This is a genomic window from Methylosinus sp. (assembly GCF_036560965.1).
Lineage (GTDB): Bacteria > Pseudomonadota > Alphaproteobacteria > Rhizobiales > Beijerinckiaceae > Methylosinus.
In genome coordinates this window covers 46,969-65,078 of the sequence record NZ_DATBQF010000068.1, presented here as the reverse complement: position 1 = coordinate 65,078, position 18,110 = coordinate 46,969, and the positions used below count along the sequence as shown (strand labels likewise).

The window sequence follows — 18,110 nt, the reverse complement described above, 5'->3', positions numbered from 1 at the left end:
CCCGTCGGGCATCATCGGCAACGTGATGACCTATGAATCCGCCGGCAAGCAGTATGTCGCGGTCCTGTCGGGCGTCGGCGGCTGGGCGGGCATCGGCCTCGCGGCCGGTCTGTCGAAGTCGAACGAAGGTCTCGGCGCGGTGGGCAACTACGCCTCGCTGGCCAATTACACCGCCCTCGGCGGCGTGCTGACCGTCTTCGCTCTGCCAAACTGAGCGCAGCGTAAGGTCGCGCATTAGAAAACCGGCGCTCGGCGAATCCTCATAATCAGGGAATCGCCGGGCGCCGTCTTTTAAGGCTAAAAGAACCTGATCAGGGAGAGAATGATGAGATCGCCGCTTGCCGGGGCCCTGGCCCTGGGCGTCATGATGTTTGTGGGAACCTCCGCCATGGCCGAGCCGCCGGGAGACCCCAAGGCCGTGAAATCCGAGAACGGCAAATATTTCGACGCGAAAGGCGATCCCACCTACAATGTCGGCGCCGATGGCGCGGTCGACTGGTATACTTTCTCCGGCTATCGCCGCTATCACGCCGAATGCCACGTCTGCCACGGCCCGAACGGCGGCGGCTCGACCTACGCCCCGGCGCTGAAGGAGTCGGTGAAGCGCTTCAATTACGCCGAATTCGCCGGCATCGTGATCGGCGGCCGTCAGAACGGCAACAGCGTCATGCCGGCCTTCGCCGACAACAAGAATGCCGTCTGCTACATCGACGACCTCTACGTCTATCTCCGCGCGCTCTCGACCGGCGCCGTTCAGCCGGGCCGTCCGGAGAAGAAAGAGCCGGCGCCCGAGGCTTTCAAAAAGGCCGAAGCCGAGTGCATGAACGCCAAGTAAGGCCGAACAGCACAAGGCGAACGACGAAGAGTCCGATCAGATGATCGTCTCCCGCATATTCAAGCGCGGCGCAGCCGCGCTCCCGCCGTTAGCCTGCGCCGTCGCGATTCTGTTCGCGGCGGCGTCTGGCTTTGCGCAGCATATGGGCCCGGACGCCGGCGCCAAAGGCTCCGACAATTCGGGCGGGATCGAGCTCATCGACCCGAAAACGCTGCGCGTCTGCGCCGACCCGAACAATTTGCCTTTCTCCAACGAGAAGGGCGAGGGCTTCGAGAACAAGATCGCGGAGCTGCTGGCGAAGAAGCTCGGCAAGGATTTGGCCTACGCTTTTTATCCCGGCGCGACGGGCTTCGTGCGCAATACGCTCAACGCGCATCTTTGCGACGTCATTCTCGGCATGCCGCAGGGCAATGACCTCGTGCAGCCGACGAATCCCTATTACCGAACGACCTACGCCATCGTAACGCGCGCCGGGTCCGATCTCGACGGCGTCCAGAACCTCGACGATCCGCGCCTGAAGGAAAAGAAAGGCCGCATCGGCCTGGTCGCCAATACGCCCCCCGGCAACATCCTTGCCAGAAACGGCATGATCGGCCTCGTGAAGCCTTATCCGCTCATGGTCGACACCCGCATCGATTCCTCGAGCGCGGCGATGATCCACGATCTCGAGAAGGGCGACATCGACGCCGCGCTGCTATGGGGCCCCATCGCGGGCTATTACGCAAAGAAATCGAACGCCAGGCTGAATGTCGCCTTGCTTCCGGAGACGCCCGGCGTGCGCATGGCGTTCCGCATCGCCTTCGGCGTCCGCAATTCAGATCAGAACTGGAAGCGGGAGCTCAATAATCTCATCGCGCAGAACAAACTGGAGATCGATAAGATCCTCGAAGACTACGGCGCGCCAAGGCTCGATGAAACTGGGCAGCCGATACGGAAGACGCCGTGAAAGGCCGCGCGATCCTCGCCGCCTTGATTGTTCCGCTCACTATTGCGGCGCAAGCGAAGTCGAAAGCGCCGGCCGAGCCCGATGGTTACCGATTGGATGCTTATCGCGCGCCCGTGCCTGCGACACTGAAAGGCGCCGCCGTCATCGACACGGCGACGGCTTTCAAGCTCTGGCGCGAAAAGACCGCCGCCTTCATCGATGCTTTGCCGCACGCGCCGAAGCCGGAGGGCCTGCCGCCGAACGCCGTGTGGCGCGAGCAGCCGCGCTTCGATATTCCGGGCAGCATCTGGCTACCCGATACGGGTTATGGCGCGCTTTCAGAAGCCACGCAGGCCTATTTCGAAAAAGGCCTGGCCAGGGCGACCGGTGAGAACAAGGCCAAGCCGCTGGTTTTCTATTGCCTCAACGATTGCTGGATGTCCTGGAACGCCGCCAAGCGCGCCATGTCGCTCGGATATTCCAATGTTTCCTGGTATCCGCAAGGCACAGACGGCTGGGCGGCCGCGAAACACCCCCTCGACGAACGCAAGCCAGAACCGCGGGAGTGAGTCTGCGCTCACCTGGGACAAATGCTGTCACCCCCTATTCCATCTTCGAGATGATCCTGCGCGCCAGCGCCCCGAAGCGCTGCTCGATCAGGGCGGGGCTTTCGCACACATAGCTCACCATTTTGCGCTGCTCATCGAAAAGCCGCACGCGCCATTGCAGGGCCTCGGCAGCCTTCCTGACGGCCTCGGGGTCGACGGGCTTTTGATTTTGCAGCTCGTAAAATGACTGCGTCTCTTGGCGCGTCTTTTCCGCCATCTCCTTCAACCGCCCGCCGAAGCGGTCGAGCCCGTTGACGACATCGCGCCGCTCGTCGTTCATCTTTTCGTAGAGAGCCGCGAAGAGCAGCGTCATACGCGACTTGTCATTCCCCCCTGCCTTCGCGAAGTCGTCGATGCGCCTCTCCGCCTCTTCGAGCGGCGTGCGCCGCGGCGCAATTTTGGCGACGAGTTCAGAGACAGCAGGATCGTCACGCCACCTTTTGCGCTCACTCTCGATCGATGGTCCCGTCCAAACGCTTGCAAGCGCGATCTCGGGCACGCGCACCTGTTTGCAGGGCCAGTCGCTCTGCATGGTTTGGGCGCGGACAGGAGCCGGGTTCGGCGCGAGCAGAAACGCAAGGATCAACGCCCGCCACAGGTTTTTTCTCATCGACATGCGCCTATAATGCTTCATGCAGGTCATCCCCGTCATCGATATTCGCAAGGGCGTTGTCGTGCGCGCGATCTCCGGGCGACGTTCCGAATACAAGCCGATCGTAACGCCGTTGGCGCAGACCAGCGCGCCGCTCGACGTCGCGCGCGGATTGATGTCGGTCCATCCCTTCGAGACCCTCTATATCGCCGATCTCGACGCGATCGAAGGGCGAGGCGAAAATTATGACACGATCAGGGCCATTAGCGAGGCGATAGCGCCCGCGGGCCTTTGGGTCGACGCCGGATCGAAACGCGCGGCCGAAATTGACCGCTGGCTCGCGCTGCCGCAAGTCCATGTCGTCATCGGCAGCGAGAGCTATGAAAATGCATGCGAGCTTTGTTCCTTCCGCGACAACCCTCACGTTGTTCTTTCTCTCGATTTCTCGGCGCGGTCCTTTCTCGGCGATGAAGCGCTTCTCAATGACGCGAGCCTCTGGCCGCAGCGCGTCGTCGTCATGACGCTCGCGCGCGTTGGCTCGGGCTTGGGGCCTGATTTGATGAGCTTCCGCGAAATTGTGCGCCGGGCGGAAGGACGGCGCGTTTTCGCTGCGGGCGGCGTGCGCAGCGTGGGCGACCTAGTCGCTTTGGAAGAAGCGGGCGCGGCCGGCGCTCTGGTGGCCACAGCCTTGCACGACGGGCGGCTGACTCACGCGGATCTCGCGCAGCTCAGGTAAAATAAAGGGGAGCGCTCAGGCTCCCCTCTTCAAGCTAGCGTCCTTGCCGTTCACATCAGTTGGCGGCGAAGGGATGCTTGGCGGTGACGCGTTCCTGGACAACGCGCGAAGCCTTGGGGTCCCCCCTCATCGCGCGGGCGATGGCTTCCTTCGTGGCCTGATAGTTGAAGTCCTGAATCTTCTGATCGTCGTTGGCTTCCCAGTGGATGAAGACGCCGACGCAGATGAAGAGATCTTCAGCCTTCTCGAGCGGAATGACGCCTTCGGCGACCGAATCCGCGACAGCCTTGGCGACGCCATGCTGCGCCGGGCCGAACATTTGCACGGCCTGCTTGGCGTTCTTGATCGTCACCTTGTTGAACATCATCGTGTAGGGCTTGACGAGCAAGTTCGGCGCGATCACCGCGAGCAGCGTCGTGAAGCCGTCCTTGTTGTTGACGAGGCCGTTGGCGAAAGCCTTTTCCGCCGCCGAGCCGCGCGGGCCCATGATCAGGTCGATATGGGCGACCTCATTGCCGTCGCCGACGAGCGATTCGCCGACGCCCATCTTGGCGCTGCTGGAGCCGCCGAAGCCCGTCGTCGGCTTCGGAAACAGCGCGCCCAGAATCTTTTCAAAGAAAGAAGCCATGTGTTTTATCCCTCCCGGTCCTGTTCGCGTCCAGCAGCGTCTCTTGCGCGCACGCGCGGAGCCCGATTTCGTCAATCGACGCCCGAGTGATTGCGGCGCGTCTCATGTTCGGCCAAAAGAGGGAGCCGCTCTCGCGAGGCTCCCTCGATCCTCCTTCGCCTCGAGCGCTTTCGTTCGAAAGCGTTTCGGCGTGAGAAATCAATTCGGCGCGAAGGGGTGCTTGGCGTCGTTGCGCTTGGCGACGACTTCGGCAGCCTTCGGCTCGCCGGCGACGGCGCGGGCGATGGCTTCCTTCGTGGCCTGATAGTTGTAGTCCTGAATCTTCTTGTCGTCGTTGGCGTCCCAGTGGATGAACACGCCGACCGAGATGAACAGGTCGTCGGCTTCCTCAACCGGGATGATGCCTTCGGCGACCGCATCGGCGACGGCCTTGGCGACGCCGTGCTGGGCCGGGCCGAACATCTGGACGGCCTGCTTGGCGCCCTTGATGGTGACCTTGTTGAAGAGGATCGTGTTGGGCTTGCACAGCAGGTTCGGAGCGACGACCGCGAGCAGGGTCGTGAAGCCGTCCTTGTTGTTGACGAGCGCGTTCGCGAAAGCGAGCTCGGCGGCCGAGCCGCGCGGGCCCATGATGAGGTCGATGTGAGCGACTTCGTTGCCTTCGCCGACGAGCGACTCGCCGACCAGCATCTTGTTGATCTTCGCCATGTGTGTTCCCTTTCAGCTTCCCCCAGGCATTCGCGCGCTTCGCGCCGTGAACGCCCCTATCCTTCGTTTTCGACGTCGGCCTAAATCGCCCGACCGGTTAGCCGGATAGCCGCGAGACCACCCCGCGCGGCGCGGACTCAACCATTTTTGCGCGCGCTTGCCAAGATGGCCGTGAGAGATTCGGCGAAAAGAACCGCCACCGTCAGGTCAGCGCTCGTGCCTGGATTGATTTTGTTTTCCTTAAGTTTCCGATCGAAGTCCAGCGCTGCCGCGAAGGCCTCGTCGCGCCCCGCCGCGCTGTCGATGCGGGCGGCTGCGCGAGCGGCTTCCTCGCGAACCGTTCGCGCGGTCTCGATCCCGTATTTGCGCGCCACGTGGCTGTCCGGGAAAGACTTCAGGAAGGCGAGATATATTTCAAGCGTCACGCGCGGCGCGTCATGACCCCGCGCGCGGGCGCGCCGCAAGGCTTCGAGGCCGGTCCCGAAAATATCCGAAAAATCATTGGCGTATTGGCGACCAATGCGATCGCGGTCGGCGCTTGCGCGCATGGCTTCGAGCAACGTTATCTCCGCCGGAGCCGCGACGTCGTGCGCCTCCACGGAGCCTAATCCGGCGGGATTGGCGCGGGCGATGGCGCGAAACGCAGCGGCCGCGTCGGCGACGTCGAGCGTCGCAAGGACGCGGGCGGTCTCGTTGCGCAGGTCATGGCTCTTGGCGCTCAACGCCGCATGGGCGAGCGGCGCGCAAAGCAGGATGATGCCGAGATTGGTGTTTTGACCGACGGCGGCCCAGGTGGCTTCGACCGCGCGCAGGATACGCTCGCCGACGCTCGCGTCCGGTGCGGCGATATAGAGCGCGGCCGCGTGGGCGCTGTCGATGAAATCCTTCGCCTCCATCCCGTGGCCGGGCGCGAACCAATGGACATTGCCGGGCTTGGGCGCCGCGAGCTCCGCTTCGCAAGCGTCGATGAAAGCCCGGGCGACGGAGGCATGGGAAATCATGCCGGACGCGCCACTTCCCGCAGCGCGTCCGTCGCCAGCCGCTCGGCGATCGAGAAAGGCGCGATGCGTTGCAGCCCGCTCCAGCCCGGCATGCTGTTGACCTCCAAAACCATGGGCCGGCCATCGGCGCGCGTGATGAGATCGACGCCGGCGACGATCGTTCCCATCGCCTGAGACGCCGCAAGCGCCATGTCGCGCGCCTCCCGCGTCGGCTCCGCGCTAACAGGCCTCGCGCCCTGCCGCACATTGGTGATCCAATGGCTCGAGCGCCTCTTCATCGCGGCGACGACCTCCCCGCGCGAGACGAGAATGCGCATGTCTTCGTAAGGCGGGCGGCTCGGACCGACAAAGCGCTGGAGATAGAAGACGCCGCGCGCCTCCTCGAGCGAGGGAATGTCGCTTTCGTTTTCGATCAGCCGCAGCCCCCAGCCCTGGGCGCCGAAGAGAGGCTTCATGACGAGCGGCCCCTTCGCGCATTCCCGCCGGGCGATCTCGCGCGCCTGAGCGAGCGACTGGGTCGCGAATGTCTCGGGCGCCGGGAGGCCCGCGCGCGCGAGCAGAAAGCTCGCCATGCTTTTATCGGTGCAGCGCTCGATGGCGCGGGCGCCGTTGACGAGGGGAACGCCCAGCGCTTCGAGCGCATGCAGAACGCCAAGCCGCATGGTGATGGCCTCTAGCGAACCGTCGCCGATGGCGCGCACGATCGCGAGGTCGGGAAGCGTGTGAAAACCGGGGATGGCGAGGCCGTGCGGGCGGGTCGTGTCTATTCTGCAGGCGGCGAGCCGCACGGCGATCGGCGCCGCGCCCAGCGCGCGGAAGGCCGCGAGCGTATGCTCGACATGCCAGTCGAGCTTGTCGGTGAAGACGGCGACGCGGGGACGCCCCCTCTCCCTGCGTGGAGGAAGATGGCTCAGGTGAGGGTCGAGGGGATGGTCGAATGCTTGCAACGCAGCCACTAACGCCCCAGCCCCTGATCCTAAACCTCTCCCCGCTTCACGGGGAGAGGGAATGCGTCAGCCGCCGAACGACTTGTCCAGCAGCGCCTCGTCGATCTTGCCGGCGCGGAAGGTTTCGCCCGTTTCGACCGCCGTCACCAGCGCTTCCGCCGGCGAGAACAGGCTGCCGTCGATCTGGTAGAAGTCGCCCTTATAGGCCTTGAAGATTTCCGCGAAAGGCTGGCCGTAATCGCGCGAATTGCTGCTCGGCAGCTTCTCGGCGAGCTCCTTCGCCGCCGAAGCCGGGCCCTTCACGAAGAGATGCGCGCGGCCGGCGTAGATAATGGCGTCATTGGTGCGGCCCATGGCCTGCACGAAGTCCGGATGCGGCGGCGAAAGCGGCGCCGTCGCAATGCCGTCGACAATGTTTTCGAGCGGGAAATGCAGCTCATGCGCCTTGTGCAGCGCGACTTCGAGCACGCGGCCCACCACCTGCACGCTGCCCGCGAGCGATTGCGTCGGCGCATAGACGAAGGCGACCTTGTCGGGCGAGACGTCGGACTTCGACGCGACCTTCTCGACGACTTCCCTCGGCGGCGGCGAGCCTGATTCGAGCACGATGGTCACGCGGTCGGCGCGATCCTTGTAAGAGATTTCCTCGAAGAGCTTTTCGACGCGCGCCTGGGCGCGGCCCGGTCCGGAGCCCAGCGCGAAGAATTTCTCGTGGCTCAGGCTCCAGCCGGCATATTGGCTGGCCAGGCAGGCGACCACCGGATCGTTGCTGGTGACCGTGAGCCAGAACGGCCATTTCGCAGCGCCCGGCGCATGGGAAAGCGTGACCTTGCCGAGGCCGCCCATGCAGATCTCGGTGAGCAGCAGGCCGGCGTCGATTCCGCCGGCGGCTTTAGCGCCCGCGTCGATCAGCAATTCGCCAAGGCTGCCGCGCGAAACCGAAACGCGATAGCGCCCGGCGCCGGCGACGAGACGGTCGACGATCTCGCCCGCGAGAGTGTTGACGCTGGCCGTAACGCGGCCCGTGTTTTCGCTAGCGCTCACTTGTGGTCTTTCCCTCTAAATCTCTATGGCTCTACCGCCCATATCTTTGCCGTTTTATGGCAAAAGCGCCTGGCAAGCGGTCTGCAAGCGGGGAACTTATCGGGCTTTGCGGCGAAACGAAAGCGGCTTGCAAACGCCCCCGGTGGAGGCCGCGGCCCGCCAGAAAAGCTTCACAGAAGCTTCATGGTCTGGGCGTAGGCGGTTAGCTTGCGTCAATTCAGCGGCATTTTCAGGGCGGTCGAAATGAACACGCGAGACATTGATCGAGCGGCTGCTATCGGACCGAAGGAATTGTCGCTTCGCGACGTCACGATCGTCCTTTTTGCGATCGCCACGATCATCCTCGCCAATGTCGGGGTGGTCCGCGCGCTCGATTTGACGCTCGACGCGATCCATCGCTGAGGCGGCTTGCTTTTTTACGCTTTCACGCCGCGCCTCGCCAGGGACCAGGTACGATAGGCCCCTGGCGTCATGCCGGCGTAGCGCCGGAACGCCCGCCGAAAGCTCGTCTCGTCCGCATAGCCCGAAGCGGTGGCGAGCTGCTTGACCGAGCTTCGCGTCGTCTCCAGCAGCATGCGCGCCGTCTCGAAACGGACGCGGTCGAGAAAATTTTTGGGCGTTTCTCCGGACAATTCCTTCAGGCGACGATGAAGCGTGCGGTCCGAGACGCCGAGCGCTTGCGCCAATTGCACGGAGGTCAGCGGCGCGTCGCCCGCCTGCCGCACGATGTGTTCGGCTTGGAGCAGGAAAGGGTTCGAGGCCGAAAGATGGCCCGGCGGAATGTATATCGTCTGAGTCGACGGCGCCGAGTCGACAACGGTGAAATCCGCAGCCTTTTTCGCGGCCTCGTCGCCGAGAAGCGCGCGAATGACATGAAGCGAAAGATCGATCCACGATAGGGGGCCGCCGGCTGTGACCACGCGCCGGTCATCGATGAGCGAGGCGCCCCAGGCGGCGTCGGCGCGCGGATAGCGCGCTCTCAGCTGATCGTGGCGCCACCATGTCGTCGTGCAGCGCCGGCCGTCCAGAAGCCCGGCCTCTCCGAGCAGGAAGACGCCGTTGCAAGACCCCGCGACGATCGCGCCGACCGCATGCTGGCGCCTGAGCCAGCCCGCCGCCGCGTTGACGGCCGGGGCGCTCGGCACGAGATTGTCGCAATCGCAAAGGAAGGGCGGGACGATTACCGCAGCGCAGGCGTCGAGCGACGCGAAAGAGGCGTCGACGGCATGGATGCGGCCGAAGCCGTCACGGATCGGCGCGCCATCGTGGCTTACTGTCACCACGCGATAGGGGTTTGGCCGCTCCTTCGTTTTCAGCATGCGGCGGCTCATCGCGAGGAGGTCGGCTGCGCCGATGAAGCCCTGCCCCAAACAATCGTCGTAACCGAGAATGGCGATATCCACTGCTGCTGCTCCGCTTTTGGCGGAAATTGCCTGTTTATTGGCAAATTCGCTGTCAGACTTTGCAAGAGTAATGGCAAACCTGCCATGCTGGCAAGCGCAAGACGCTCTTTATCCTCTTCATCACCGGAAACGCCGGTCGTTTCCCGGTTGAAATGGAGAAAGAGAAATGAGCGCAACGACACAGACAACGGCAGGCGCCGCCACAGCCGAAAAGCCGATCGTCGATCTGAGAGGCTTGTGGATCGGATTGGGGCTGCTCAACAGCTTCTATCTGATCGTTCGTATTTACGAGCAGATCTACGGCTGGCGCGCCGGCCTCGATTCATTCGCGCCGGAGTTTCAGACTTACTGGATGTCGATCCTCTGGTCGGAAATTCCATTGGAGCTCATCTCGGGCCTCGCGCTCGCAGGCTACCTCTGGAAAACGCGCGTGCGCGACATGTCGGCGGTGACGCCCCGTCAGGAGATGCGCGCGATCGCCGATAATGTGAAATGGCTCGTCGTTTATGCGGCGGCGATCTATTGGGGCGCCTCCTTCTTCACGGAGCAGGACGGCACCTGGCACATGACCGTGATCCGCGACACGGACTTCACGCCGTCGCATATCATCGAGTTCTACATGAGCTACCCGATCTATTCGATCCTGGCGGTCGGCTGCTTCTTCCACGCGAAGACGCGCATTCCCTACTTTTCCAAGGGCTATTCGCTCGCCTATCTGATCGTCTCGATCGGCCCCTTCATGATCATCCCGAATGTCGGCTTAAACGAGTGGGGCCACACCTTCTGGTTCATGGAAGAGCTGTTCGTCGCGCCGCTGCATTGGGGCTTCGTGTTCTTCGGCTGGATGGCGCTCGGCGTCTTTGGCGTCGTGCTCCAGCTCCTGCTGAACATCCATCGCCTGATCGGCAAGGAAGGCGTCGCGCTTCTCACCGAGTGAGAGAAGCGTAAGGGGCGCGCGCCGCGCCAGAGGCGGCGCTCCTGAGTAATGCTGTTGTCGAGCTAGGGTCGCCTTTCGACGCCCAGGGTCGGAAGGCGACCAAATCGTCCCGTCAGTCTCTCTCTGCGAACTCCAGCTTCACGCCGCCGGCCATGGGAGTGTGGCCTTTTTCCTCGGCGTCGGCGAGGCGGTCGAGGCGGATGAGGGCGAGACCTTCTTCGCCGATCGCGGAGCCTGTCACGCCGATCTCGACATCGCCTGCGCGGATCGACTCGCCGGGCCTGGGCGCGCCGCCGGGGGCGCGATATCGCGTGACCCGCTTGCGCACGAGATTGCGGTGCTTCATGCGCGAGACGACCTCCTGGCCGACATAGCAGCCCTTCTTGAAATCGAGCCCGGCGAGGAGGTCCATGTTCGTCTCATGCGGGAAGGCGTCGCTATAGGCGAAGTCGACGCCGCCCAGCGGCACGCCGGCGCGGATGCGGCGCGTTTCATATTCCGCGAGCGGGCCAGCGGCGGCGATCTTGCCTTTCTCGGCGAGCGCCCGCCAGCCCAGCGCCTCGCTGCGCGGGTCGGGCGCAAGCGCAATCGCCTCTACTTTTGGGCGCTCCGGCGCGTCCGGAAAGGCGACGGCCTCGAGCCTGTCGCTGAGATTCGCCACGGCGACCTTGGCGCGCAGCTTGTACATGTTCAGCCGCTTCTCGAGGTCGGGAGCGAACGGAAGCGGACAATCGAGCAGGAAACGCCCCTCTCCCGGAGAGAAAACGACAAAATCGAACAAGATTTTTCCTTGTGGCGTCAGCAAAGCGGCAAAGCGGGCTTCGCCGTTCCCGAGCGACGTAATGTCGTTGGTGACGAGATTATGGAGGAATTTAGCCGCGTCCTCGCCGCTAACCTCGACAACGCCGCGGTCCGCGAGCAGAATCGCCTTGGTCATTTTTCTTTCCTGTTGCTGGAGCATGCGCGACGATCGACACGCTCGACTTTCTGCGCACTGGCTTGGCGCATCGGCGACTTGTGCTTATCTAGGGCGTTATCGTTGCAAACGGGGCGCCATTCATGCCGCAGACATTCGACGTCATCCTCTCCGGGGGCACGCTCGTCAACCAGGACGGCGAGGGGTTGCGCGACGTGGGCGTCCGCGACGGCAAAATCGCCGAGATCGGCGATCTCTCCCGCGCCTCCGCCGGCGAGACGATCGACTGCAAGGGTCTCCACATCCTCCCCGGCGTCGTCGATTCGCAGGTCCATTTTCGCGAACCTGGCCTTTCCCACAAGGAAGACCTCGAGTCGGGCTCTCGCAGCGCCGTCCTCGGGGGCGTGACCGGCGTTTTCGAAATGCCCAACACCAGCCCGCTCACCACGGGCGAGGCCGAGCTTGCCGACAAGGTCGCGCGGGCGACGGACCGCATGCATTGCGATTTCGCCTTCTGGGTCGGCGGCACGCATGAGAACGCCAAGCATGCGGCCGAGCTCGAGCGCCTGCCGGGCGCCGCCGGCATAAAGGTTTTCATGGGCTCCTCGACGGGTTCGCTCCTCCTCGCCGACGACGAGGGCATCGCCGAAGTGCTCTCGCATACGCGCCGGCGCGCGGCCTTTCACAGCGAGGACGAGCAACGGCTGAACGAACGCAAGGATTTGCGCGTCGAAGGCGACCCGCGCTCGCATCCCGTCTGGCGCGACGTGGAGACAGCGCTGCGCGCGACGCAGCGGCTCGTAAAGATCGCGCGCGAGAAACGCGCGCTGATCCATGTGCTGCACGTCACGACGGCGGAGGAGATCGCGCTTCTCTCGCATCACAAGGATCTCGCGAGCGTCGAGGTCACGCCAAATCATCTGACGTTGGAGTCGAGCGCCTATGAGCGTATCGGGACGCTGGCGCAGATGAACCCGCCCGTGCGCGAGGCCCGCCATCGCGACGCGCTGTGGGAAGGGCTGCGGCAGGGCGTCGTCGATGTCATCGGATCGGACCATGCCCCACACACGCTGGAAGAAAAGGCGCAGCCTTATCCGAAAAGTCCTTCCGGCATGACGGGCGTGCAGACGCTCGTGCCGCTACTGCTCGACGCCGTGAACTGCGGCAGGCTGACGCTGGCGCGCTTCGTCGATCTGACGAGCGCCGGGCCGCTGCGCATCTTCGGCATGGCGGGCAAGGGCCGCATCGCCCGGGGCTATGACGCGGATTTCACCATCGTCGACATGAAGCGCCGCGAGATCATCCGCAACGAATGGATCGCCTCGCGCGTCGGCTGGACGCCTTTCCATGGCGTGGAAGTTGCCGGCTGGCCGGTCGGGACCTTTGTCCGCGGCGCGCGGGTGATGTGGGAAGGCGAGCTGACGACGCCGTCGACGGGGAGGCCGATACGGTTTCAGCAGGGGTTGTGAGGGTTTGGGAGGCGAGCCTGAGGTGCGCCGCTGGCTGCGCGCCGGCATCAGTCCGTGCCGCGCTTACCGGAACTTGCAAAAACATGCCCGTCAGTTATGACAGACATAGGCCTGTCATTTTTGACCCGACTATGGGCGTCAGGAGTGGCGGCCGATGAAGACGTATCTTCGGATAGCACGCATCGTGGACAGCACGTAGCATCACGTAGGGATGCCCGTCAGAAATGGCGGCCCCCACGGGGCTTTGGCTGTCTTGTGCCCAAAGGCGAATCATCGGCATATCATCACCCATGACGACAGCGCCAAAGCCCACAGCATCTGTTGTGAAGATGCCAACGCCTCCCTCCTCGAAGGAGAAGGAGAAGCGGAAACTCGAAGATCGTTTCAGCCGACAGGTTGTGGGCTCCTACGGCTTCACCCAGCTACCGAACCTGCTGCTTTACGCACAGGCCCGGTTGAAGATCTCGCCAACGCAATTCAACGTGTTATTGCTCTCGTCCAGCATTGGTGGGATGCAGACAAGGCCCCTCATCCCAAAATTGAGACAATTGCGCGGCGTATGGGCAAGAGCGAGCGCATGGTTTTGCGTTATCTAGACGGCCTCGAAAAGGCCGGTCTCATCAAGCGAGAGCACCGATTTCGCGGCAAGCAAAAGCAGATTTCTAGCGCCTATCGGCTTGAGGGCCTGCGGGAGCGCCTCATCGAGCTCGAACCAGAGTTCCGAAAAGCCAAGGAATTTCGAGACAAGCGGCAAAAGGCTGCCGAGACAGCCGCTTAAGGTTTCACGACGCACTCCCTACCTGTTGCGTCAAGTGCAGCCGCTAGGGCCTCGTCCACGCCACCAAGATTACGTTGACGGCGCTAACGTTATCGACTAGAACATTATGGCTAGCGCCCCTCGGAGTGGTCCGGGCAGCGTCTGGCGAGACCTAATAACCTAGAGGAGAAGTGATGCATGCATATACAGCTGAGAGCATCGTAAACAATAAAGAGACAGACAGAATCAAGCTTCTGCAACATTTTGAATATGAAGTACTTCTGACTGTCTCACAGCTTGGGAATGATGCATATCCTGCGGAGATAAGCCGACGTCTAACAAAACGACTTGATCGGCAGGTCTCAATTGCACAAGTTTTCGGGACGTTAGAGAGACTCGAAGACAAGGGATATGTCAACTCTCAAGAAAGCAAACCAGAGCCTGTCCGTGGTGGTCGTCGCCGACGCATCTTCAACATCCAAGCGTCCGGCACACAGGCTTTGAAAGTAACGGCGGCGACCTTTAGCCGGATGTCTTCGGCAACGAGGATATTCGAGAATGAGTATGAAGAACCGTCACCCGCGTAAGTGGATGACAATTTTATATGACATGCTGGCCGGCGGTCGTTATGCTGCCTACTGGCTCCCGGAATTCTTGGTTTGCTACCAAGAGATCCTTGAGAAGGATGGCGAAGGAGCCGCCGTCCAATGGGCGATCAAGGAACTGGCCACGTCATTGCGGCCTTCTCTTTCGATAAGAGCCTATCAGGTCTTTCGCGTCATTTACTGGGGCTGGCGGCTTTACGAACGGTTGGCGCGCTACTGAAATCAAGCAGGCGGCGATCGGCGTAGCAGGTTTTGGGACTGGCTTCGGCCAGTCCCTTTTTCTGTCGAATAATCCGCCATTATGGAACGCCCACCCGGACGTCTGATAATGGTGGCATCCTGCCATTTGCCGAGCGCAAAAATTGACCCGCGCCCGAAATTCAAACTGAGACCCGACCGGGAGGGCAGCCCTTGACTCTTTCCTGCGCGAGAACAAATATCGAACGCGCGCTCAGGGGCGCTCTCTCCAGATCAGGGCTTTTGGACCGATGTCGCAGGGCGGCGTTTCGGAACGCATTCTCTTTTTGCGCCGCCGCATCGCCGCCATAGAGGCGCGCGGCGGGGCGGCGCGCGAGTCCCTACTGGATTGCCCCCGTCATTGCGAAGAGCGCGAGGATTTCCTCGATCCGCTTTTCGCCGCCGGGCGCGGGAGCTTGAGCGAGGTTTTCCCGGCCCGCCCGCCGGACGCGCCTGCGGCGGCGGCCTTCGCCCTCGCCATGGCGTTGCGGGCACGGGCGGCGCGCGCGGGCGGCGCGCTGGTCTTGATCGTCGAGGATATGAGCGCGCGCGAATTCGGCCTGCCCTATGGGCGCGGCCTCGCAGGGGCGGGCGTCGATCTGTCCCGCTTCGCGCTGGTTCGGGTCCGGCGGCCGCGCGAGGCGCTCTGGGCCATGGAGGAGGCCTTGAAAAGCCCGGCTTGCGCGGCGGTCGTCGCCGAGACTTTCCTCGCGCCCCGCCTTTATGACCTCGCCGCCTCGCGCCGCCTGCTGCTCGCCGCGCGGCGCGGCGGCGCGCTGGGCGTTCTCGCAGCGCAGGGGGCGGAAGCCGCGCGTTTTTCCAGCGCCGCCGAATTGCGCGTCGAGATCGCCGCCAGACCAGCCCCTTCGCCGGCGCTCCCCTCGGCGCGCCCGCCGCTCTCCTCCATGGCGCCCTTCCTGTGGCGGCTGCGGGTCCTGAAGGCTCGCGCGGGCCTTCTCGGCGCCTTGGGCGCGTTCGATCCCGCGCAATGGCGCGACATCGCATTCGATCCTGACAGAGTAGCGTTCCGTCATGCGTTTCCTGAGCGTCTTCCTGCCGAGGCTCCCGACCGACCGCTTATTGCGCCGTCGCGGCGGCAAGCCTGAAGCCTTCGCCCTCTACGCCCGCGTCAAGGGCGCGGAGCGCCTGACCGCCGTCGACGCGGGGGCGCAGAAACGCGGCCTTGCGCCCGGCATGGCGGTCGCGGACGCCCGCGCGCGCTTCCCCGCCCTGGCGCTTGCCGAGGCCGACCCCAGAGCCGACGCCGCGCTCGTCGAAGGGCTCGCCGACTGGAGCCGCCGCTTCACGCCGCTCGCCGCCCCCGATCCGCCCGACGGCGTGCTGCTCGACGTCACCGGCGCGGCGCATCTTTTCGGCGGCGAGGCGGCGCTTCTCGACGACATCGAAAACCGCCTGCGGCGCTTAGGCTTTTCCGCCCGCGCGGCGATCGCGCCGGGGCCCGCGCTCGCCCGGGCGCTCGCGCGCTTTTCCAATATCCGCAACGTCGCTTCGGAAGCCGGGCAGGAAGAACTCGACTGCCTCGTCGCCGCTTTCCCCATAGAGGCGCTGGAATTGGAAGGGGAAGCCCTCGCCGGCATGCGGCGCGCCGGCCTTCGCCGCCTCGGCGATCTTCTCGCGCGCCCGCGCGGCCCGCTCGCCGCCCGCTTTGGAAAGGAGGCGCTGACGCGGCTCGACGCGCTGACCTGCCGCACCCGCGACCCCATTACCCCCCGCTTCGAGGCGCCCGCCTTCATCGCCGAGCGGCGCTTTCCCGACGGGCTGACGCGGCAGGCCGATCTGGAGACGACGCTAGAGCGCCTTTGCGCCGATCTCTGCCCCATGCTCGAACGCGCCGGCGTCGGCGCGCGGCGGCTTGAAGCCGTCTTCTACCGGGTCGACGGCGCGGTGAAACGCATTGCGGCTGGAACGAGCCGGCCGCTGCGCGAGCCCGCCCGCCTCGCCGCGCTCCTCGTCGAGCGGCTTTCGGCGGTCGCGGAGGAAGGACTCGATACGGGCTATGGCTTCGACGTGCTGCGGCTCTCGGCGACCGAAGTCGAAAGCGCCGGAGCTGCCCAGACGAATCTTGCTCCGCCGCCGCGCGGCGCCCATGACGACGCGGACCTCGGCGACCTTCTCGACCGGCTCGGCGCGCGGCTCGGCCTGCGTCGCGTCTTGCGGCTCCATCCAGAGGCCGCGCATCTGCCGGAATTCGCCGTGGCCGCCATTCCCGCCGCATTTGGGCCGCCGGCGCCTTTCCCGGCGCAGGAAGCGATGCGCCCCCTGAGGCTTTTCGAGCGCCCCGAGCCGATCGAGGCCATCGCGCTTTTTCCCGACGGTCCGCCGCTCAAATTCCGCTGGCGGCGCGTTCTGCGCGAGATCGTTGCTTTCGAAGGGCCTGAGCGCATCGCGCCCCCTTGGTGGGGCGACGCGCCGGACGGCCTCACGCGGGATTATTTTCACGCCCAGGACAGGGACGGACAATTGTTCTGGCTCTTCCGCGAAGGTCTTTACGGGCGGGAGACCGACCGTCCCCGCTGGTTCGTGCATGGCCTGTCGTAAGGGCCCTTGACTTCGCCGGCGCCGCGCCCAAGCTAAAAGGCGGTCGTCCGTCATTCTGGCGTCATCTTTTGGAGGACGAAGTCACTGGGCTGCGATCCGGTTGCAAACCGGCCGCCACTCCCAACGAGCGTTAGATGCAACAAGACGAGGACCTCGCCATTTCGTCACAATCGGGCCTGCCGGCCGTCGTCCGGCGCAAGACCTTTCTGGAAACGCTTCAGGATCGACTCCCCCACGGCGCGACCCACATTCTCGGCGCTCTCGCCAGCCTCGCGCTCTTCGGGGTCGCCGCCTATATCCTCGCCAATGTGCTCTCGCATGTCAGCTTCGGGGATGTCGTCGGAGCGCTGAAGGCGACGAGCGGCGGCCAGATATTGGCGGCGCTTTTCTTTACGGTTCTCTCTTATTTTGCGCTCACCGGCTATGACGTCTCGGCCCTTCGCCAGATTCGCCATTACTCTCCCTATCGCGTCACGGCGCTCGCCTCCTTCGCGAGCTACGCCATCTCCTTCAATCTGGGCTTTCCGATCGTCACCGGCGCGGCTGTTCGCTACTGGATCTATTCGCGCGTCGGCATGAGTGCGCTGCAGGTCGCCAATCTCACGGTGATCACCGGCGTCACCTTCTGGCTCGGAATGACGACCGTTGTCGGCTTCGCCCTGATGAAAGCGGCGGAAACGCTCGCCGCGTTGGATCATCTGCCCATCGCGCTGCATGTCGCGCTCGGCGTTCTTATTCTCGCGACGGTCGCTGGCTATGGCGCGTGGGTCGCGCTCGAGCCGCGGCGCATACGCCTGCGAGGCCATGTCCTGCAACTGCCCGGCGTCCTTGCGACGGTCGAGCAGCTCATCGTCGGCGCCGCCGATCTGTGCGCCGCTTCGGCCGTGCTTTACATGCTGCTGCCGCAAAGCATCCAGCTCGACTATACGGCGTTCCTCGCGATTTACGTCTTCGCCTGCATTCTGGGCGTTGTCAGCCACGCCCCCGGCGGCCTCGGCGTCTTCGAGGCGACAATGCTCCACGCGATGCCAGGCGGATCGCAGGAAAGCGTTCTCGCCTCGCTGTTATTGTTCCGCCTCATCTATTACTTCCTTCCCTTTATCGTCGCTCTGGCCATGCTCGGCGCCGACGAGGGCGCACGCCGCTGGGGCGCATTGCGCGAGGCGGTCGCGCGCATTATCGAGGAAAGAACGCCCTGACGTT

20 protein-coding genes and 1 pseudogene are annotated in these 18,110 nt (G+C 64.0%); 13 read left to right on the top strand and 8 right to left on the bottom strand.

Annotation, left to right across the window (positions count from 1 at the left end):
• The 4 genes and pseudogenes from VIF40_RS17465 to VIF40_RS17450 all read left to right on the top strand — a co-directional run.
• Positions 1 to 214 (top strand): annotated as a pseudogene (locus VIF40_RS17465) (PQQ-dependent dehydrogenase, methanol/ethanol family); the annotation flags it as partial.
• Positions 215 to 367: 153 nt separating this feature from the next.
• Positions 368 to 835 (top strand): c-type cytochrome, methanol metabolism-related, encoded by a 468-nt coding sequence (locus VIF40_RS17460; RefSeq protein ID WP_331938789.1) that lies wholly within the window; start codon positions 368 to 370, stop codon positions 833 to 835.
• A gap of 40 nt (positions 836 to 875) precedes the next feature.
• Complete coding sequence (locus tag VIF40_RS17455; protein ID WP_331938784.1) at positions 876 to 1,781, top strand: substrate-binding domain-containing protein; 906 nt, start codon at positions 876 to 878, stop codon at positions 1,779 to 1,781.
• Entirely contained in the window at positions 1,778 to 2,329 is a 552-nt protein-coding gene (locus VIF40_RS17450) for a PQQ-dependent catabolism-associated CXXCW motif protein (protein WP_331938783.1), read from the top strand. Before VIF40_RS17455 ends, VIF40_RS17450 begins: the two co-directional genes overlap by 4 nt.
• A 34-nt stretch (positions 2,330 to 2,363) precedes the next feature.
• Here the strand turns inward: VIF40_RS17450 and VIF40_RS17445 are convergent, their stop codons facing one another.
• Positions 2,364 to 3,002, bottom strand: a complete 639-nt coding sequence (locus tag VIF40_RS17445; protein WP_331938782.1) for a hypothetical protein — start codon at positions 3,000 to 3,002, stop codon at positions 2,364 to 2,366.
• Here VIF40_RS17445 and VIF40_RS17440 point away from each other — a divergent pair.
• A complete protein-coding gene (locus VIF40_RS17440; protein WP_331938781.1) occupies positions 3,001 to 3,696 on the top strand; it encodes a HisA/HisF-related TIM barrel protein in 696 nt (231 codons plus the stop codon). The two genes, VIF40_RS17445 and VIF40_RS17440, sit on opposite strands and share 2 nt — an antisense overlap.
• Before the next feature lie 55 nt (positions 3,697 to 3,751).
• On the opposite strand, the gene fae (VIF40_RS17435) is transcribed toward VIF40_RS17440, so the two are convergent.
• From fae (VIF40_RS17435) to VIF40_RS17410, 6 genes are all read right to left on the bottom strand, one after another.
• Positions 3,752 to 4,324: a formaldehyde-activating enzyme gene (gene fae, locus VIF40_RS17435; protein ID WP_331938780.1), complete on the bottom strand. Its 573-nt coding sequence runs from the start codon at positions 4,322 to 4,324 to the stop codon at positions 3,752 to 3,754.
• A gap of 198 nt (positions 4,325 to 4,522) precedes the next feature.
• On the bottom strand, positions 4,523 to 5,032 hold the full coding sequence (gene fae, locus VIF40_RS17430) for a formaldehyde-activating enzyme (RefSeq protein ID WP_165054956.1): 510 nt from the start codon (positions 5,030 to 5,032) through the stop codon (positions 4,523 to 4,525).
• Positions 5,033 to 5,169: 137 nt separating this feature from the next.
• Positions 5,170 to 6,033, bottom strand: coding sequence for a triphosphoribosyl-dephospho-CoA synthase (locus VIF40_RS17425; RefSeq protein WP_331938779.1), 864 nt, complete (start codon positions 6,031 to 6,033; stop codon positions 5,170 to 5,172).
• A complete protein-coding gene (locus VIF40_RS17420; RefSeq protein WP_331938778.1) occupies positions 6,030 to 6,989 on the bottom strand; it encodes a RimK family alpha-L-glutamate ligase in 960 nt (319 codons plus the stop codon). Before VIF40_RS17420 ends, VIF40_RS17425 begins: the two co-directional genes overlap by 4 nt.
• A gap of 57 nt (positions 6,990 to 7,046) precedes the next feature.
• The gene (gene mch, locus VIF40_RS17415; protein ID WP_331938777.1) at positions 7,047 to 8,024 is read right to left on the bottom strand and encodes a methenyltetrahydromethanopterin cyclohydrolase; all 978 of its coding nucleotides are present in this window, start codon (positions 8,022 to 8,024) and stop codon (positions 7,047 to 7,049) included.
• 416 nt (positions 8,025 to 8,440) lie between these two features.
• Positions 8,441 to 9,427 carry a GlxA family transcriptional regulator gene (locus tag VIF40_RS17410; protein WP_331938776.1) on the bottom strand — a complete coding sequence of 329 codons (987 nt, stop codon included), beginning with the start codon at positions 9,425 to 9,427 and terminating at the stop codon, positions 8,441 to 8,443.
• Between the two features lie 166 nt (positions 9,428 to 9,593).
• On the opposite strand from VIF40_RS17410, the gene amoC reads away from it, so the two are divergent.
• On the top strand, positions 9,594 to 10,364 hold the full coding sequence (gene amoC / locus VIF40_RS17405) for a bacterial ammonia monooxygenase, subunit AmoC (protein WP_331938775.1): 771 nt from the start codon (positions 9,594 to 9,596) through the stop codon (positions 10,362 to 10,364).
• A 112-nt stretch (positions 10,365 to 10,476) separates the two neighbouring features.
• On the opposite strand, the gene VIF40_RS17400 is transcribed toward amoC, so the two are convergent.
• The gene (locus VIF40_RS17400) at positions 10,477 to 11,301 is read right to left on the bottom strand and encodes a folate-binding protein (RefSeq protein WP_331938774.1); all 825 of its coding nucleotides are present in this window, start codon (positions 11,299 to 11,301) and stop codon (positions 10,477 to 10,479) included.
• Between the two features lie 122 nt (positions 11,302 to 11,423).
• Here VIF40_RS17400 and VIF40_RS17395 point away from each other — a divergent pair, with 122 nt between their 5' ends.
• The 7 genes from VIF40_RS17395 (at position 11,424) to VIF40_RS17370 (ending at position 18,106) form a co-directional block, all read left to right on the top strand.
• Positions 11,424 to 12,749: a dihydroorotase gene (locus VIF40_RS17395; RefSeq protein WP_331938773.1), complete on the top strand. Its 1,326-nt coding sequence runs from the start codon at positions 11,424 to 11,426 to the stop codon at positions 12,747 to 12,749.
• 211 nt (positions 12,750 to 12,960) lie between these two features.
• A complete protein-coding gene (locus tag VIF40_RS17390; RefSeq protein ID WP_331938772.1) occupies positions 12,961 to 13,527 on the top strand; it encodes a helix-turn-helix domain-containing protein in 567 nt (188 codons plus the stop codon).
• Between the two features lie 173 nt (positions 13,528 to 13,700).
• Positions 13,701 to 14,093, top strand: a complete 393-nt coding sequence (locus VIF40_RS21545) for a PadR family transcriptional regulator (protein WP_414684829.1) — start codon at positions 13,701 to 13,703, stop codon at positions 14,091 to 14,093.
• Positions 14,065 to 14,331, top strand: a complete 267-nt coding sequence (locus VIF40_RS17385) for a hypothetical protein (protein ID WP_331938771.1) — start codon at positions 14,065 to 14,067, stop codon at positions 14,329 to 14,331. The genes VIF40_RS21545 and VIF40_RS17385 overlap by 29 nt, the downstream gene beginning before the upstream one ends.
• Before the next feature lie 268 nt (positions 14,332 to 14,599).
• Positions 14,600 to 15,454, top strand: coding sequence for a hypothetical protein (locus tag VIF40_RS17380; RefSeq protein ID WP_331938770.1), 855 nt, complete (start codon positions 14,600 to 14,602; stop codon positions 15,452 to 15,454).
• A complete protein-coding gene (locus tag VIF40_RS17375) occupies positions 15,381 to 16,907 on the top strand; it encodes a DNA polymerase Y family protein (protein ID WP_331938769.1) in 1,527 nt (508 codons plus the stop codon). The genes VIF40_RS17380 and VIF40_RS17375 overlap by 74 nt, the downstream gene beginning before the upstream one ends.
• A gap of 134 nt (positions 16,908 to 17,041) precedes the next feature.
• Positions 17,042 to 18,106 carry a lysylphosphatidylglycerol synthase domain-containing protein gene (locus VIF40_RS17370; protein ID WP_331938768.1) on the top strand — a complete coding sequence of 355 codons (1,065 nt, stop codon included), beginning with the start codon at positions 17,042 to 17,044 and terminating at the stop codon, positions 18,104 to 18,106.
• Positions 18,107 to 18,110: the final 4 nt, after the last annotated feature.

Excerpts from the sequence above, each read along its gene's own strand:
- VIF40_RS17445 (WP_331938782.1), bottom strand. The coding sequence starts at position 3,002 with ATGAAGCATTATAGGCGCATGTCGATGAGAAAAAACCTGTGGCGGGCG.
- VIF40_RS17375 (WP_331938769.1), top strand. The coding sequence starts at position 15,381 with ATGCGTTTCCTGAGCGTCTTCCTGCCGAGGCTCCCGACCGACCGCTTA.
- VIF40_RS17440 (WP_331938781.1), top strand. The coding sequence starts at position 3,001 with ATGCAGGTCATCCCCGTCATCGATATTCGCAAGGGCGTTGTCGTGCGC.
- VIF40_RS17455 (WP_331938784.1), top strand. The coding sequence starts at position 876 with ATGATCGTCTCCCGCATATTCAAGCGCGGCGCAGCCGCGCTCCCGCCG.
- VIF40_RS17395 (WP_331938773.1), top strand. The coding sequence starts at position 11,424 with ATGCCGCAGACATTCGACGTCATCCTCTCCGGGGGCACGCTCGTCAAC.
- VIF40_RS17400 (WP_331938774.1), bottom strand. The coding sequence starts at position 11,301 with ATGACCAAGGCGATTCTGCTCGCGGACCGCGGCGTTGTCGAGGTTAGC.
- amoC (WP_331938775.1), top strand. The coding sequence starts at position 9,594 with ATGAGCGCAACGACACAGACAACGGCAGGCGCCGCCACAGCCGAAAAG.
- VIF40_RS17380 (WP_331938770.1), top strand. The coding sequence starts at position 14,600 with ATGTCGCAGGGCGGCGTTTCGGAACGCATTCTCTTTTTGCGCCGCCGC.
- VIF40_RS17460 (WP_331938789.1), top strand. The coding sequence starts at position 368 with ATGTTTGTGGGAACCTCCGCCATGGCCGAGCCGCCGGGAGACCCCAAG.
- VIF40_RS17390 (WP_331938772.1), top strand. The coding sequence starts at position 12,961 with ATGCCCGTCAGAAATGGCGGCCCCCACGGGGCTTTGGCTGTCTTGTGC.
- VIF40_RS17385 (WP_331938771.1), top strand. The coding sequence starts at position 14,065 with ATGAGTATGAAGAACCGTCACCCGCGTAAGTGGATGACAATTTTATAT.
- VIF40_RS17425 (WP_331938779.1), bottom strand. The coding sequence starts at position 6,033 with ATGATTTCCCATGCCTCCGTCGCCCGGGCTTTCATCGACGCTTGCGAA.
- fae (WP_165054956.1), bottom strand. The coding sequence starts at position 5,032 with ATGGCGAAGATCAACAAGATGCTGGTCGGCGAGTCGCTCGTCGGCGAA.
- fae (WP_331938780.1), bottom strand. The coding sequence starts at position 4,324 with ATGGCTTCTTTCTTTGAAAAGATTCTGGGCGCGCTGTTTCCGAAGCCG.
- VIF40_RS21545 (WP_414684829.1), top strand. The coding sequence starts at position 13,701 with ATGCATGCATATACAGCTGAGAGCATCGTAAACAATAAAGAGACAGAC.
- VIF40_RS17370 (WP_331938768.1), top strand. The coding sequence starts at position 17,042 with ATGCAACAAGACGAGGACCTCGCCATTTCGTCACAATCGGGCCTGCCG.